General features: G+C 67.3%; 16 protein-coding genes. 6 read left to right on the plus strand and 10 right to left on the minus strand.

Going from position 1 to position 15,118, the window contains the following annotated elements; all coding sequences use genetic code 11:
* Positions 1 to 448: 448 nt before the first annotated feature.
* Positions 449 to 1,840 (minus strand): MFS transporter, encoded by a 1,392-nt coding sequence (locus ACQPZZ_RS13115; RefSeq protein WP_432931932.1) that lies wholly within the window; start codon positions 1,838 to 1,840, stop codon positions 449 to 451.
* 213 nt (positions 1,841 to 2,053) lie between these two features.
* On the opposite strand from ACQPZZ_RS13115, the gene ACQPZZ_RS13120 reads away from it, so the two are divergent.
* Positions 2,054 to 2,770, plus strand: a complete 717-nt coding sequence (locus ACQPZZ_RS13120) for a TetR/AcrR family transcriptional regulator (protein WP_363646141.1) — start codon at positions 2,054 to 2,056, stop codon at positions 2,768 to 2,770.
* A 224-nt stretch (positions 2,771 to 2,994) separates the two neighbouring features.
* Here ACQPZZ_RS13120 and ACQPZZ_RS13125 read toward each other — a convergent pair whose 3' ends face one another.
* From ACQPZZ_RS13125 to ACQPZZ_RS13140, 4 genes are all read right to left on the minus strand, one after another.
* On the minus strand, positions 2,995 to 3,342 hold the full coding sequence (locus ACQPZZ_RS13125) for a hypothetical protein (protein WP_432931935.1): 348 nt from the start codon (positions 3,340 to 3,342) through the stop codon (positions 2,995 to 2,997).
* Between the two features lie 70 nt (positions 3,343 to 3,412).
* Positions 3,413 to 3,772, minus strand: a complete 360-nt coding sequence (locus ACQPZZ_RS13130; RefSeq protein WP_432934374.1) for a transposase — start codon at positions 3,770 to 3,772, stop codon at positions 3,413 to 3,415.
* Positions 3,773 to 3,782: 10 nt separating this feature from the next.
* A complete protein-coding gene (locus ACQPZZ_RS13135) occupies positions 3,783 to 4,322 on the minus strand; it encodes a GNAT family N-acetyltransferase (protein ID WP_432931937.1) in 540 nt (179 codons plus the stop codon).
* A 137-nt stretch (positions 4,323 to 4,459) separates the two neighbouring features.
* Positions 4,460 to 4,744 carry a hypothetical protein gene (locus tag ACQPZZ_RS13140; protein WP_432931939.1) on the minus strand — a complete coding sequence of 95 codons (285 nt, stop codon included), beginning with the start codon at positions 4,742 to 4,744 and terminating at the stop codon, positions 4,460 to 4,462.
* 356 nt (positions 4,745 to 5,100) lie between these two features.
* Here ACQPZZ_RS13140 and ACQPZZ_RS13145 point away from each other — a divergent pair, with 356 nt between their 5' ends.
* Positions 5,101 to 5,499: a hypothetical protein gene (locus ACQPZZ_RS13145; protein ID WP_432931941.1), complete on the plus strand. Its 399-nt coding sequence runs from the start codon at positions 5,101 to 5,103 to the stop codon at positions 5,497 to 5,499.
* 56 nt (positions 5,500 to 5,555) lie between these two features.
* Here the strand turns inward: ACQPZZ_RS13145 and ACQPZZ_RS13150 are convergent, their stop codons facing one another.
* Together ACQPZZ_RS13150 and ACQPZZ_RS13155 are read right to left on the minus strand one after the other, a co-directional pair.
* Positions 5,556 to 6,512: an NAD(P)H-binding protein gene (locus tag ACQPZZ_RS13150; protein ID WP_432931943.1), complete on the minus strand. Its 957-nt coding sequence runs from the start codon at positions 6,510 to 6,512 to the stop codon at positions 5,556 to 5,558.
* Positions 6,509 to 6,952: a nuclear transport factor 2 family protein gene (locus tag ACQPZZ_RS13155; protein WP_432931945.1), complete on the minus strand. Its 444-nt coding sequence runs from the start codon at positions 6,950 to 6,952 to the stop codon at positions 6,509 to 6,511. Before ACQPZZ_RS13155 ends, ACQPZZ_RS13150 begins: the two co-directional genes overlap by 4 nt.
* 133 nt (positions 6,953 to 7,085) lie before the next feature.
* Between ACQPZZ_RS13155 and ACQPZZ_RS13160 the strand changes: the two genes are divergently transcribed.
* Positions 7,086 to 7,925: a helix-turn-helix transcriptional regulator gene (locus ACQPZZ_RS13160; RefSeq protein WP_432931947.1), complete on the plus strand. Its 840-nt coding sequence runs from the start codon at positions 7,086 to 7,088 to the stop codon at positions 7,923 to 7,925.
* A gap of 203 nt (positions 7,926 to 8,128) precedes the next feature.
* Here ACQPZZ_RS13160 and ACQPZZ_RS13165 read toward each other — a convergent pair whose 3' ends face one another.
* Both ACQPZZ_RS13165 and ACQPZZ_RS13170 read right to left on the minus strand, forming a co-directional pair.
* Positions 8,129 to 8,338, minus strand: a complete 210-nt coding sequence (locus ACQPZZ_RS13165; protein ID WP_432931949.1) for a hypothetical protein — start codon at positions 8,336 to 8,338, stop codon at positions 8,129 to 8,131.
* 6 nt (positions 8,339 to 8,344) lie between these two features.
* Positions 8,345 to 9,001, minus strand: coding sequence for a TetR/AcrR family transcriptional regulator (locus tag ACQPZZ_RS13170; protein WP_432931951.1), 657 nt, complete (start codon positions 8,999 to 9,001; stop codon positions 8,345 to 8,347).
* 86 nt (positions 9,002 to 9,087) lie between these two features.
* On the opposite strand from ACQPZZ_RS13170, the gene ACQPZZ_RS13175 reads away from it, so the two are divergent.
* From ACQPZZ_RS13175 to ACQPZZ_RS13185, 3 genes are all read left to right on the plus strand, one after another.
* Positions 9,088 to 9,852 (plus strand): SDR family oxidoreductase, encoded by a 765-nt coding sequence (locus tag ACQPZZ_RS13175; RefSeq protein WP_432931953.1) that lies wholly within the window; start codon positions 9,088 to 9,090, stop codon positions 9,850 to 9,852.
* A 312-nt stretch (positions 9,853 to 10,164) separates the two neighbouring features.
* Entirely contained in the window at positions 10,165 to 11,463 is a 1,299-nt protein-coding gene (locus tag ACQPZZ_RS13180; protein ID WP_432931955.1) for a site-specific integrase, read from the plus strand.
* 883 nt (positions 11,464 to 12,346) lie between these two features.
* A complete protein-coding gene (locus tag ACQPZZ_RS13185) occupies positions 12,347 to 12,811 on the plus strand; it encodes a hypothetical protein (protein WP_432931957.1) in 465 nt (154 codons plus the stop codon).
* A gap of 447 nt (positions 12,812 to 13,258) precedes the next feature.
* On the opposite strand, the gene ACQPZZ_RS13190 is transcribed toward ACQPZZ_RS13185, so the two are convergent.
* Complete coding sequence (locus tag ACQPZZ_RS13190; RefSeq protein ID WP_432931959.1) at positions 13,259 to 14,989, minus strand: DUF6119 family protein; 1,731 nt, start codon at positions 14,987 to 14,989, stop codon at positions 13,259 to 13,261.
* Positions 14,990 to 15,118 lie beyond the last annotated feature (129 nt).

Genomic DNA, 15,118 nt, shown 5'->3' on the forward strand with positions numbered 1-15,118 from the left:
CCGCTGCTTAAGGCGTGACGAATATCACAGAGATAAGGCTTGAGTGGTATATCATTGGCATTCGTGCAATTTCCGGCTGTTGTAGATCCGCGGACCGGCCACGCGGTGGCGGATTCATATTGTGGTAGCGGCGCCGTGATCCGCGTCGGCGGATGGGATTGCCGCATAAGCGGCTGAGCATCGCTCGATTCCCCGCGCACGCCGCCGGCCATGAGGGCGGCAGGCGTGCCACACGCGCTGCCCCGGCCGGCGCTCGAGCCCTACAGGCAGGCGGCGTGCGGAAACAATGTCCGACGTCGTATCCGAAGCCAAGGAGCCCGGGACATGTCGGTCCCGGGCTCCGGCCGTCCGGGCTTGTGCCCGCCCCGGTGGGACGGGCACTTCCCGGACGGGTGTCGCCGAGTCGCGGATGCGTGCCGTCGGACGGCCCGTTCTCTGTCGCGGTTTGTCAGTCCGCTTCGGTGACCAGGTCGCGGGTGCCCTGCTCCACGGGTTCCGTTGCGCCTCTCGGCAGGACGATGAAGGCGATGACGACGGCGCCGATGAGGAGCGCGGCCCCGAGTGTCATGCCGAGCGCGTATCCGTCGGTGAGCCCCACAGGCGTGAGTCTGCCTGCGGTGCGCTCGGCGGCGGCGGTGCCGAGAGCGGCCAGTCCGAGTGAGGCGCCGATCTGGCGTGAACTGGCGAGCAGGCCGGAAGCGGCGCCCGTTTCGTGAGGCGCGACCCCGACGGTGGCGGCGGAGACGACCGGCCCGAGGCAGAGACCGAATCCGAGGCTGGTGACGATCGACGGGCCCAGGATGTCGGTGAGGTAGGAGCCGTCGGCGCTGATGAAGCCGAACCAGGCGAACCCGATCGCGGTCATCAGCCCGCCGACGATCAGCAGCGTACGGCGCTCGACGCGGTTGCCGAGTTTGATGGTGAACACGGCGCCGACGCCGACACCGAGCGCGAAGGGCAGCAGTTCGAGCCCGGCCACCGTCGGGCTGTACCCGAGGATGCGCTGGAGGTAGAGGGAGGCGAAGTAGAAGGACGCCGCCATCGCGCCGCCGAGGAGGAGGTTGTAGGCGTTGGCGCCGGAGACCGAGCGGTTGGCCAGCAGGCCGAGCCGGATCAGCGGGTCGCGGGTGGTCGTCCGCTCCACGTAGACGAACGCGGCCAGCAATATGACCGCGCCCGCCAGGGTCAGCAGGGTCGTCGCCGAGGTCCACGCGTACTGGTCGGTGCGGACGACGCCGAAGACGAGCAGCGTCATTCCCGCCGTGGCCAGGATGCCGCCCAGCACGTCGGGACGCCCGCTGGGAGCCAGAGGCGGAGCGTCGGCGACACCACGCCAGGCCAGGGCCAGCGCGATGGCGGCCATGGGAACGCTGACGAACATCACCCAGCGCCAGCTCGCGTACTCGGTGAGCACGCCGCCGATCAGCACGCCGAGAGCGCCGCCGGCGGCGTTCATGGCACTCCAGATGCCGTATGCGCGGACGCGCTCCTTGCCGGAGGGGAAGGTCACGGCCAGCAGTGCCAGTGCGGCCGGAGACAGTGCGGCGGCTCCGATGCCCTGCAGTGCGCGGGCGGCCACCAGGTGACTGGCTTCCTGGGAGAAGCCTCCGGCGAGGGAGGCGAGACCGAACAGGATGAGCCCGAGCAGCAGGATGCGCTTGTGACCGTATCGGTCGGCGATCTTGCCGCCCAGGAGGAGAAGGCCGCCGAAGGTGAGGGCGTAGGCGTGGATCACCCAGGTCAGGCCCGCTCCGGTGAAGCCGAGGCCGACGGCGATCTGCGGGAGTCCGAGGTTTACGACCGACAGGTCCACCGACACCATGAACTGCACGACAGCCACCGCGGCCAGGATGAGCCCTGTCCGTGCGGCCGGTTCGATGACCGATCGTCCGCTTGCTGATTGTGCGTTTGTCACCGTGGTTCAGTCCCTTGGGCTGTTCTCGTGGCCAGTTTTTCGTACACGTACTGAAAATAGCACCGAGATCGGCTCCGTGTCGACAGTCGAAGTCGCCCGGGTTGGCAGAAGGGAGTGGCGGGACCGCATGATGGGAGGGTGTCCCAAAGCAATGCACAGCACAGCCGTACCGGCCGTCCACCGGTGACCTCCCGCGCGCAGATCCTGGCCGCGGCCCGCCGGCTCATCGATCAGAACGGCTGGGAGAAGCTGACCATCCGCCGGCTCGCCTCCGAGCTCGGCATCGGGACGATGACCTTGTATCACCACGTACGCGACAAAGAGGACCTGCTGCTCCTGCTGATCAGCGAATACGCGGACCAGATCCCGTACCCCGACCTGCCCAGCGAGCCGCGGGACCGCATCATCGCGACCTCGATCCTGATCCACGATGCCCTCGCGGCCTGGCCGTGGGCCGCGGAGGTCCTCACGTCCGACGGGTTCATCGGCCGTCTCGGCGGATCGTTGTGGATGGTCGAGACCATCGTGGCCGGCGCCATCGACCACGGATGCACACCTGAACAGGCCGTCCACGTCTTCCGCAGCATCTGGTACTACACGGTCGGCGAGATCCTCGTCCGTGCCCACTCCGCTCGCCGGCCCTCGGACGACGAGCGGCCCATCGACCCCAACCCCTTCTTCAGAGGCGTCGACAAGTCCCGCATGCCACGCCTTGTCGCCCTCGGCGATCAATGGCCGAGGCTGGCCGCGCAGGACACCTACCCTCAGGGGCTTGAGGCCTTAGTCGACGGACTGCTCGCACAGGCGACGTCGGCGAGGCGGCGCGAGGCGGTCTCCGCGGAACGGCGTGAATAGAGGCACGGACGGCGGCCGCCCGGCGGTCGTTCTCATGAGAGGTGACGCGGACGAGGTTGGCTGTCGGCCCCGATCCCTGATCCCGGGTCCACCCAAAACGCGAGGCAGGTCCGCTGGAAACGTCAGCGGACCTGCTTTTCTTGCTGTTTCGTCACTGCCGCTGCGGTGAAGGTGTTCTTTTCGAAAGAGCGCTCAGCGGCTTTGGGCGGAGCGGCCCGGCCGGATCAGCTCTTCCAGTTCGAGCAGCTGTAGTCCCACTCAGTCCAGTATTCGCAGAGAGAGATTCTCCAGACGTCCTTGGACAGGCTCGCCGTCGACCCGGAACCCGGCCCGGTGACGAGCGTGCCGCCGCTGCTGTCGTAGTACTCCCAGCGCAGCTCGGCTTTGCTGGCACTGGTCCAGACCCAGACCCAGGCCTCGGCTCCGTTGCCTGGATTGTTGTCGAACTGAGCCTGGCTGTGCTTGTAGTTGACGGTGGTGGCGGCTGCGGCGGGTTGCGTGGTGAGAGCCGTGCCGACGACGGCCACGGTCATCGCGGCAGCGGCGACGCGGGCTAAGCGTTTGAGAGTCATCGCGCCCTTCCCAGGAACTGTCGGCGGCCTGTTGCCACCGGTTCGCCGTCTAAGACCGGGTAGCTTCCGATTACGTGACGAAGCGCCGCGAGAGCCATGGTGCGGTACGCCGCCGCGTTCGGAGGCTCGCGACCGGGGAATGCCCGCGAGACGGGGCGATCTGCGGGCGCACGCCCGGCGCCCGGACGAACCTGCGGTACTTGTCGTGGTCGTAACCACCGCCGAGGACGACGACGGGGCGGGCCGCCCCTGCCGCGTACCGGTGGGATGACCTCCAGCAGGGGGACGAGCTGGGTGGCCTCGTTGCGGTTGAGCCGTAGCCCGGTTCCTGCGGCAAGTGTTCCCAGGCGATGCCGGTGTGCAGGACGAACACGAGGCCCTGCAGCACTTGGCGGTCATCCGGTCGCTTGCGGGTCCGTCTGTCGTCGATTTGAAGGCGTCTACTCGCTCTGGGCCGGCTTTCGCGTTTTCTCGGGACTCACGTAGTAGTGCAGCAAAGCGTGTTCGCCTGCTGCGTTCAGCCACTCGGCGCGGGCGCTTGCCACACGTCGCCATCCGGCACGTTCGTACAGGGCGATGGCCGCGTGGCCGTCGTCGGATACGTCGAGCACGAGAGGTATTTCTAGATCGGCGGCCTTCCTGCTGACCACGTCAAGGAGGCGAGTGGCATGCCCGTAGCCTCGCCCCTGAGGAGTGACGAAGAGCCGGGTGATCGATCCGACCGGACCGGCCGACGTACCGATGGCTCGGGCGAGGGGCGGCTCAAGCGTTGCCGCGTCCAGTTGTGAGAGCCCCACGTGTCCGACGACGTCAGATCCTTCAACCACCACCCATGCTTCAACAAGGTTGGAAGGTGTCAGCCATCGCCTGGGATCGGCGGGCCAGTCCACTGGGTAGCGATCGGAAGCATGCACGGTGGCGAGAGCATCGATGCAGGCACGCAGATCCTTGATGGTTCTTGGACGGATCAAAGGGCTCATCTCCCAGCGATTTTCTCAGGGCGCGGGTTTGATCAGGTCGGCCAGGATCAGAACCTGTATTCGCGGACCGTTGGGGACCAGACTTCCGTGTGGAGCGGGGGACGGGCATCGAACCCGCGCTGTCAGCGTGGAATAGGCTACTGATCTTGCCGTGTTGAGCAGGGAAAACAGGGGTGCAGGTCAAGGCCGGTCGAGCCCAGACTGGCGTCCAACTTGGCCACCGTCCGTGGGATCTCATGCACCGTGAAGATCACCCTTTGGTGCGGGACAGCCTGCTTGATCGTGCGGGCGTAGTCCATCGCCTTGGCGAACTCCGGCCGCACCCTGATGCGGGTGCTGATCTTCTCGGCGAAGACCGGTTCGCAGCCCGCCTCCGTCAGCTCGTCGAGCTGACTGTCCAGCTCCTGCTGGCCGTACTGCACCGTGCATAGCCCACCCGGGTCGGCCTCGCCGCCGCCGGGACCACCGCGTCCAAGATCGGGCCCGCCTGCCAGACGCGGCCGGGCCCGAGCGCAGCGGGAGTACGCACCTCCAGCTCGGCAAGCGATGGGCCACTCAAAGGCTTACTGGCATCGTTCTCGTCCAGATGAGTTGGGAACGGAATGTCACGCCAAGCCACTTCTGCCCGGCCCGTTACCGGCGACTTTTCGTTCGCGTGCTGCTCAACCCCCGTGTCGGCTTCTGACCGTTCCGCGTGATTGATCGATCGCCGCCGTGGGACGGGTCGTTCCGCGGGCCGGTCAGCGCTTGGCTTTGGCGAAGCGGCCGGTGGCGTCTCGTGGCGGGGAAACGGCAGGAACGCGAGCTTGATCTCGCGGTCGGGATCGCCGTTGGCATGCATCACAACGTCGATGCGGCCGTCGTTGTCGTGGGCACCGCGCCGTTTGTAGTTGGGGTGCGCTTCGATGGCGTCCGTGGCGGACTGGACGGTCGCCGTCACGTCCTTGGTCCGAATGAACATCAGCAGGGCGGCCTTGGTATCGCGCCATACCAGATAGCCGAGCAGAGCCCCGACCGGCCCACCGGACGACTGATCTTCACCGCCCTGGTACGCATCCGGCTCATCTCCGCCACCGCCACCAGTTCACCCCAGGTCCTGATTCCCGACCTTCTGCAGCACCGGCTGCTGGAGTTGCTGAACGTCGATCCCACCCGGCCACGCTGGCTGATGTTGTAATTCATGATCCAGACGACCAGCCAGCGACAGCATTCACCTACCTGCGAAGAACCGGGCTAGTGTGCCACGCCGTTTGCCCACTCGGACGCGTGGTCATGGACGAACTCGTCGAAGGAGCGGGGCGGGCGGCCGGTCAGGTCCAGCACCGCGGTGCTGACCAGGTCGTCCCGGCCGGCGCTGAGGCCGGCGTCCACGGCGGCAAGGGCGGCGGCGAATTCGGCCGGCATGCCGGCGGCCCGGTAGCCGGCCGCCAGCTCGTCGGTTTCGACGGGCAGCACCTGAATCGGCCTGCCGGTGCGGGCGGTGATGATCGCTGCCGCGTCCCGGTAGCTCAACGCTTTCGGCCCGGTGAGCAGGTAGTCGCGCCGGTCGCCCGGCCCATCACTGAGCCACTCACCCCGCTTCTCACCGGGCCACTCACCCCGCTTCTCACCGGGCCACTCACCCTGCCCTCCACTGGGCCTCTCGCTGGACCCGTCATCGGGGTTGGTCAGCAGGGCGGAGGCGGCGGCCGCGATGTCGCGCGCGTCGATCCAGCCCAGCCGGCCGCCACCGGCCGCGGTGTGGATCTCGCCGTGCCGCCGGAGCCGCTCGCCCAGCGGATGCGGGCGCAGGAAGTTCTGCATGAACCCGGACGCGCGCAGCACGACCCACCCGGGCCGAGTCCGTACCCGTGCGGCCAGCTCAAGCGCGCCGGGGGCGTTCGGCAGCACGATGGCGGAGCCGAGGAGCACCACGCGGCGCACGCCGAGCCGCTCCGCCTCGTCCAGGAACGGGTCGACCAGCGGCATCGGATTCACGGCGTTCACCGGAGGCACCAGATAAACGCGGTCCATCGCGTGCAGTGCGGCCCGATGCGTGCCCGGGTCGTTCCAGTCGAACCGGACCGCGTCAGGATCCCCGGCAGATGGGTTGCGAGCGGCCACCCGGACCGGTACGCCGTTGCCCCGCAGCAGCTCCGCCAGCACGCTGCCGGTCTTCCCGGTGCCGCCGGTGACCAGCACGCCGCTCATCGGGCGGCCCCCGAGCGCAGCGAGCCGAGCAACTCGGGCAGCGTCCCGGTCGCCGAGGCGGCGGCCAGCGGGCTCCAGTAGTCCCTGTAGTGCGTGATCAGGCCATCATGGACCGTGATCACGGAGATGTAGTCCATGCGGTAGGGCTCGCCGGTGCGCACCGTGTACCCGTGCGCGGTGAACTCCACCACGATGGTGTCCGGCCGTTGCGTGTGATGCACGGTCACTATAGGTATCTCCCGTACATCCATCCGTTCCGGATATCCGGCCAGATAGTCACGGACGGCATCCCGCCCCGCCAGCCGCCGCGGCGCGTCCCCCGCAGCGAACGGGAACTCGCCGGTGCCCTGCTCCGCCCACAGATCGGCGATGGCATCCATATCCTTGGCCAGCAGCAGATCCAGCAGTCGGCGGATCGTCTCCTCAGGAGTGCGTGGCATGTTCGTCCTCCGGTGTCCCGTGAAATGTGGTCATGCCAGCCTGGCCGCGGATCCGGGCGCCGCGGAACGGACGGGTAAGCCCCGGACCCCTGGTCCGTGGCTAAGGCGGCCGCCACTGTGGCAGCCTGGACGGGTGAGCAGAGCTGAACTGGCCGACTTTCTCCGTCGCCGGCGGGAGGCGCTGCGCCCGGACCAGCTGCCGGCCACGGCCGTCCACCCGCCAGGCCGCCGCGCCCGCCGTACTCCCGGCCTGCGCCGCGAAGAGGTGGCCACGCTGGCCGGGGTCTCCACCAGCTACTACGAACGACTTGAGCAGGCCCGCGCTCCGCATCCGTCCCCGCAGGTCATAGCCGCGCTGGGCACGGCACTGCGGCTCACCGACGCCGAGCGCGAGCACCTGGCGCGGCTGGCCGGGCAGGCCCCGCTCGCCCCGGAGGCCGGCCGGGCGCCGGTGCCCGCCTTCGCCCGCGAGCTGCTGGACCGGCTCGGGCCGATGCCCGCCTACCTCACCGACGAACGCCAGGACATTGTCGCCTGGAACGACGCGGCAGCCGACCTGATCATCGACTTCGGATCGCTGCCCGCCGGGGAACGCAACGCCGTGCGGCTGTCCATCCGGCTGAACGGCACCCTCTGCTCGGCCGCCGACGGCTCGCAGGGCGAATACGCCCGGCAGACCGCCGCCCAGCTGCGCGCGGCCAGCGCCCGGTACCCGGCCGAACGCGTACTTGGCGAGCTGGTCAACGAGTTCGCCGCGCACAGCCCCGACTTCGCCGCCAGCTGGCGCAACCACGAGGTACGCCCCGTACCGACGCTGCGCAAGCACCTGCACCACCCCGAGCTGGGCGCCCTGGAGCTGGACTGCCAGACGCTGCTGCTGCCCGGCACCGATCTGCGGATGGTGATCTACACCGCGCGACCGGGCAGCCCCAGCGCCGTGGCGCTCGCCCGGCTCGCCGCACGCGACACGTAGATCGAAGTCACACTGTGAGCTCGATCGGAATCCGGCGCAAGTCCTCCGTAAGCGGGAGTCAACTAAGACTCACTGACCAGTGGGAACCCCGTTGACGCCCGGATTTCGTTCCACATTGCGTATCGAGCCGAGATACGGCCATGAGCCGATCTTGGAACCCATTTCGGCCGGTGGGCGTACGTACGGTCAGCGGTCAACCGTGATCAGTTTGAGTCGACACCGTATAGTTGCCGGTGCTCCAGAGTCGACTGGTTGACGACGCGGACGAGGGCGTTGATGTCGGCGCGTAGCCGGGACAGCTCGTCCTGGTCTTCCTTGCGGAGTTCCTTGAGTTTGGCCACCTGCTCACGCAGGCGTTCGCGCGCTCCACCCGAGCACGGCCAGAAGGAAGACCGGCGGAACCGCGATCGCAAGCTTCGTCATGGCTGCCATGACGGCCCGGTGGCGATCGCATGGCAGAGCCGGTCCGCGTCCCACGCGGGTTCTCCCAGGTCGAGCCGGTCCGGCGCCCGGAACCCGTCCAGCGCCAGGTGAACGTGGCGCCGCCACAGGGACGGGGCGGCGTGCCGGGTGGCCTCGGCTACTGTGCTGCTCGCCCACAACAGCAGGAAGAGGTCGGCGCCGGTGACGTCCGGGCGGACGGCGCCGGCCGCCTGCGCCCGCCCCAGCACCCGTTGCGCGAGCGCGCAGATCTCGCTGTGCGCGGTCTCGGTGCCGTCGTTGCCGGGGAAGCGCCGCGCCAGGAAGTCGGCGAACGCCCGGTCCCCGGCCTGGGCCGTACACAGGACTTCGAGCAGGCCGCGGAAGGCCTGCCACGGATCCTCCAGGCCGAGCGCGGCCTCCACCTCCTCGATCACATGGCGCAGCTTCGGCTCTAGCACCGCGCACAGCAGGTCCAGGCGGGTCGGAAAGTGCCGGTAGAGGGTGCCGACTACCAGGCCCGCCTCGCGCGCGATGCCGTCGAGGGCGGCCTGCGCGCCCTGCTCGGCGAACGCGCGCCGGGCGCACTCGAGCAGCCGCTCGCGGTTGCGGCGGGCATCCCGGCGAGCGGGCAGCAGGTTCCCCGTGGCAGGCATGAGGTCACCGTAGCAAAGTGCGATACGTCTCGACTTTGAGGGTGCTCTCATCTTCGCTACAGTGAGCAGCACCAAAAAATGAGAGCATGCTCATTTTTCGAGACAAGGAGAGCGACATGGCGAAGCTCGGCGGGAAGGTCGCGGTGATCACCGGCGCAACCTCTGGGCTGGCACTGGCGACGGCGAAGCTGTTCGTCCGGGAGGGCGCGCACGTGGTCATCACCGGCCGCCGCCAAGAGCGGCTGGACGCGGCGGTGGCCGCCATCGGCCACGGCGTGACCGGCGTGCTCGGCGACGTCGGCCAGATCTCCGACGCGGCCCGCCTGGCCGAGGTCGTGGCGGTCGAAGCAGGCCGGGTGGACGTGCTCATCGCCAGCGCCGGCGTCTGGACGTGGAACGAGCACATCGGCGACGTGACCGAGCAGTCGTTCGACGCCGTGTTCGGGGTGAACGTGCGCGGGACGTTCTTCACCGTGCAGAAATTGCTGCCATTGCTGTCCGACGGCGCCTCGATCGTGCTCATCGGGTCGGGCGCCGCGGACAAGGGCGATCCGGGAACGACCGTCTACGCCGCGAGCAAGGCGGCGCTGCGGTCGTTCGCCCGGACCTGGACCACCGACTTGAAGCAGCGCGGAATCCGGGTCAACGTCCTCAGCCCCGCCGCGATCGACACCGCCGCGTTCGCGGACCTCCCGCCGGGGTTCAAGGAGCAGATTGCCTCGCGGGTGCCCGTCGGCCGCCTTGGTGACGAGCACGAGATCGCCACCGCGGCGCTCTTCCTGGCCTCCGCGGACTCAAGCTTCGTCACCGGCATCGACCTGCCCGTCGACGGCGGGATCGGCCAGGTCTGACCACCGGCAAGGCACCGAAGGTCAAGAGGCGGTACTCCGTCCGTACCCCCGCGGGCCCGGGCTCCACCGCCGGCCCCTGCTCCGGCACCGCTCCCGCACCGCCTCGGCCAGGCGGTCGCGGCTCGTCTGGACGGGGGCCAGTACCAAGTACGAGAGAAAAGGGGCAGTGTCCTTGCGCCTGCCGATAATGTCATCCGCCCAGGTCATGGCCTTGCATGGCTTAGCGCCGCGTGAAGCGATTCCGGCCACCAGGAGAGGGACCACGTGCGGCATGATGATCGGCCGTGCTCCTAGCGGAAGATCGCCGAGCTGATGCTGTCGGTGCTCAAGGACACCAAGGCGTTGCCGCCGGTCGAAGAAGTACGGCGCAAGGTCCGCACCCGCCAGGACCTCAACCCCACGGTGACCGTGGCCGAGTGGATGCAGGAGTTCCTGCGGCGCAAGCGGAAGATCGACGTCACCACCCGCCGCTCCTACGAGGCGCACATCCGTCTGTACTTCGCCCCCTACCTGGGCGATATCCGGCTGGATCGGCTGCGGGTGTCGGATGTGGCGGGCATGTTCGATGCGATCGAGGAGTTCAACGACGTCATCACCACCGCCCGCGCCAGCGGTGATCCCGAGGAGCGGGCCAAGGTGCGGTATCGGCGGCCGGTTGGCCCGGCGACCATGCACCGCATCCGTGCGACCCTCCGGCACGCCCTCAACATTGCGATCAAGCAGGATCGGCTGATCGACTTTAACCCCGCCGCGGTCGTCGAACTCCCCGATGCCGAACGCCCCAAGGCGCTGGTGTGGACCGACGAGCGGGTCGCCGACTGGAACCGCGACCTGCAGCACCGGCTCGACATCGAGGAGCGGCGGCGCGGGGCCCGGCTCAGCCGGGCCAGCATGATCAACGTGTACGCGTCCGTGCCGCGGCCGTCGCCGGTGATGGTGTGGACGCCCTCACACACCTTCGCCTTTCTCGCCCAGGCGGCCACCCACCGGCTGTTCGCGCTGTACCGGTTGATCGCCCTGCGCGGGTTGCGCCGGGGGGAGGCGGTCGGGCTGCGCTGGAAGGACGTCGACCTGGCCGCCGGGACGGCCGGGGTGCATTGGCAGATCACCCAGCTGGGCTGGGAGCCGGTGCAGGGCAGGCCGAAGACCGAGGCCAGCGACCGCACCATCGCGTTGGATGAGGACACCGTCACCGCGCTGCGTGCGCACCGCAAGCGCCAAGCCGCCGAGCGGCTGGCCGTAGGCGAGGCATGGACGGACAGCGGGTTCGTCTTCACTGACGAGATCGGCCGGCCGCTGCATCCGCAGCAGGTCAGCGACCAGTTCTACCAGTTGGCCTTCCAGGCGGGGCTGCCGCCAGTGCGGCTGCATGACCTGCGCCATGGGGCTGCCTCGCTCATGCTCGCTGCCGGGGTCGACCTGAAGGTCGTGCAGGAGACCCTCGGCCACGTCTCATCCACCTTCACCCGTGACACCTACACCAGCGTCTACCCGGAGGTGGCCCGGGCCGCCGCGGAATCCACCGCCGCTCTCGTCAACACCGCAGCCGCAGGTGCGCAGACAGCCCGGCTGATCACTCTGCCGACCCACACCGGCGACGCCACAACCTGAACCACCGAACCCAGCAGGCCCGTCGTTTCTTCGGCGGGCCTGTGTCTTTGTCCTCAGCGCTGTCGTGCAGGTGATGCAGCCGATCGATCCCTAGCCCGTGCTGTAAATGGGGCCGAGAGGATCGCCGCGAGAAGCAGCGGATCTTTTATCTGCTGGTCACGAGCGGCCTGATGGGCAGGACGAGCCGGCTTGGACAAGGCTTGACCGCACATAAGACCAGCGCTGACCAGCAACGCCGTGCAGACCATCTGGCTTGATCTTCGGGTAATCGTCGCTGGGGTCTGAACTGACGATGGCGGTCTAAATGATCTACCGCCGTACACGGACCGTACACAAGAGCAACCACCGAGCAACCAACCATGATCCACAACGGGATCAGGGGTCGGCGAAAACCGAGAAACCCCAGGTCGAACGCGGTATTGAAGAGTAGGGCGGGTGGGACTTGAACCCACGACCCACGGATTATGAGTGGACTTGATCTTATCGGGGGAGTGGTGCGCTGAGCTGCACCTTGGCGAGACGTTGATCACGCTGCCTCGACGGCGTTCCGCGTATGTGCCGGATCTTGAACTGCGCGTCCGCGCACGTCTCGCCCGCCTGATCGTCCCGTATGCCTCGACCCACCGCGAAGCGGCAGCGGGCCGACGACGGAGGGGCAAGCCCGTCTTTGCGTGTACGTCAGCCGGTCGCCGTTCCTCGATCATCAGATGCCAACGGTCACAGACGGGCTTGAGCCGTAGGAGGCGGTCTGCTGGGCTCTGCCTGGGTCGCGGCAGGAGGGACGATCAGGCTCCCACCTCAGCCAGCTACGGACGCCAGCGTGCGCGTGGTCGATCATCCCGGAGCCGAGCGCCCCCGCCGGAGGCGGATTAGCCTTGGCCGTATGTCGCGCTGGCATCTCGCGAATCGCGCTCACGTCGGAGCAGCAGCAGAGTTGATCGTGGCTGCTGAGTTTGCTTTGTCGGGCTATCGGGTCTTCCGGCCCTTAGCGGACGATCGAGGAGTCGATCTCCTCGTGGATCTCGGGTCGGGGCGTCATCTGCTTGTGCAGGTGAAATCTGTTCGGGGTGCTGGGTACGTCTACATGCGCAAATCTGGTTTCAGCCTGGATGAATACCGGGCACTGGCATTGCTCGTCTTCCCTGCAGACGCAGACCATCCAGAGCTATTTCTCATCCCCGCAAGTGTCTGGCGCAACCCGATCCCGCCATTTGTCGATCGAGACTATGTGGAGAAGAAGAGCGATCCGGAGTATGGGATATCGGTGAACAAGCAGTGGCGCCGCCAACTTGCAGAGTGGCGGGTGATGCCTGGAGAGAGATTGCCGGTGACATTGCCAGTCGAGTGATTTTTCTGCCATGTGTATCGGGGTGTGTCGCGGCAAGGCGGCCCGGTGCCGCCGGCGGTCGGGACCGGCCCCCCAGGCCGCATGCCCGGCCGCCGAGCGGGTGTAGGGCCGCGAGGCGGCGCGCAGCGCCGCCCTTGATCCCTACAAGCACAATTCGGCAAGACTAGCGCAGTCGCCGTTGTCGTGTCCCGGGACATGCTTGACACATCAGTCCCAGGACATGTTTGACAGGTGCCGGTGTAGCTCGCCGGTAGGTGCGATCCTCGCGGCGCACGTCGTGGGTGCGGCGGTTGTTGATGGCGGTGAGTTGACCGACACGCCAACCATGACCACGTCGCGCCCGAGGTCGAAATGACGTAGAGCGATAGAGAGGAGTTTGTCTGAGGCCCACTTTGCATAGCCCAGGAATGGAACCATTTGCCCTTGGCCTGCGATCGCTAAAGGGTGTCAGGGTGTCGCGGCCATTCCGGTCGTTGAAGTCCGGGAGATGGAGACGATTTCCAAGCGGGCGCCCATCCCCTCCAGCGCTGTCGCCGTGTGCAGCAGCGAGACCTTGGCGAAGGCGAACAGAGAGTCCGGGGTCACAGGCTCCCCATCCTTCAGCAGGATGCCGAACACGAGGGTCGGGGAACTGAACGAGGTGTCCAGGGGGTGGCCGGGGGCAAGCTTGTCGAGCTTGGCGAGAAACTTCTTACGGGCCTCGATGTCGTAGCGCAAGGTTTCGATGGCGACACGGCCCTGCGCGAAGAGGTGGTTCAGTTCGGCGGTTTTGTCGGCTTTCTTGACGCAGATGAACTGGCCATCCGGGCCGAGGACGTCGCCGAGTTCGAGACCACCGCCACGCAGGCGCTTGGTACGCACGGTGTCCTTGTCGAGTAGCACGTACCCGTCCTGGTCGGCGACCTGCTTGTTGTACCAGTCCTCGTCGTGCTTGTTGTGCTTCTCGTGGTTGGTCCAGGGCGGCATCGTGACACTCACGGGGCGCGCCAGGAGTTCAATGATCCGGTGTTCGATGACGATGAGGTACTCCGCGCCGATCTCGTACCACCGCCCCTGCCAGTAGAAGTAGTGAACCACCCCATCAGGCACCTCTGCAGTGAGCCAGTGGTCGGCCGCGACTTTGGTGCTGATCGGCTCAGCATCATCGGCGCCAGCGAACATCTGAATGCGGCCTTTGCGCAGCGTCAGCAAGCGGCTCCCCTCAGGCCTGCCCTGAACAGCCGTGATGAACTGGTCGAGATCGAGCTCGGTGTAGTGCTGTGGCCTCCCCGCCAGCGTCACCTTAAAGGACTCAGCGAACTCGAATCGGTCCCGACACACGCTAGGCACAGCCAGCGCCATGCGATTCGCTTCGCCCTCGGCGAGCATGGCGTCGAGGCGGGCGTCGAGCAGCTGCGCCTGCTCGGATTTTGGGTTGAGCGGGCGGATCTGGGTGATGAACTCGAATTCCGGCAGCGGGTTGGGGCGGGCGCACACCTCCTCGATCTGCTGTAGATCGTGCAGCAGGGCGGCGGGCGTGCTGCCGAGGTGCAGCTTGACCGAGCGGTCGTTGCCGGTTACATGCGCCGGCCGGGTGCGGTCTCGGGTGAAGGTGAGCGGGACGTTGCTGATCTGACCAGAGATCTGGCTGACAATCTCTCCGAACTGCTCGATGCCGAAGCCGCGGATGTGCTCTCCGCTGGTGGCGGAATTCTCGTCGGTCCGGCCTCGGGCATCCATGACCTGGCGGCGGACCTTTGTGATGCGGTCCTCGTTCAGGCAGCGGACGGCGAACTCGATGCCGAATCCAGGGTCGATTCGGACCGGATCGACCATCAGGTGACCCATACCGTAAGTGAGGCCATAGACCGCCCGCTTGGTGCGAACCAGGAGGAGGGCGAGAGCGGTTCGATTTTCCTCTGCAACGGATTGCCCCGTCAGGGCGCTGAGCGCGTCGCACCAGTCGGCCTGGCCCGGGGCGATCGTGCCGGAGACAAGCAGACCGGAGATACCGTCCTGGTCGATCTCGCGGGCCTTGAAGCCTTCGCGGTCCAGGTAGCGCGGCAGAACGAACGAGCGCAGGTCTTCGTCCGCGATCGGACCCGTGCCGCGCAGCCGGTAGAGCGAGGTCCTACGGGTGGTCGGGGGCTTCTTGATCTTCTTAGTAGCAACTGGCGCGTCGAGCTTCTCGGTGATCACGTGATACCTCGCTTGGGGGAGGGTCTGGGCGGTCCAGACACATCGGGGGAAGGCAGGGACGTGCTTCCCGTGATTGGAGGTGAGCCTGTCCCTCCACGAAGAGCAGCTCAGTGCGTGTTCACAGGCATG

It is taken from the genome of Microbispora sp. CA-135349 (assembly GCF_050947365.1).
In the GTDB taxonomy this organism is placed as follows: Bacteria; Actinomycetota; Actinomycetes; order Streptosporangiales; family Streptosporangiaceae; genus Microbispora.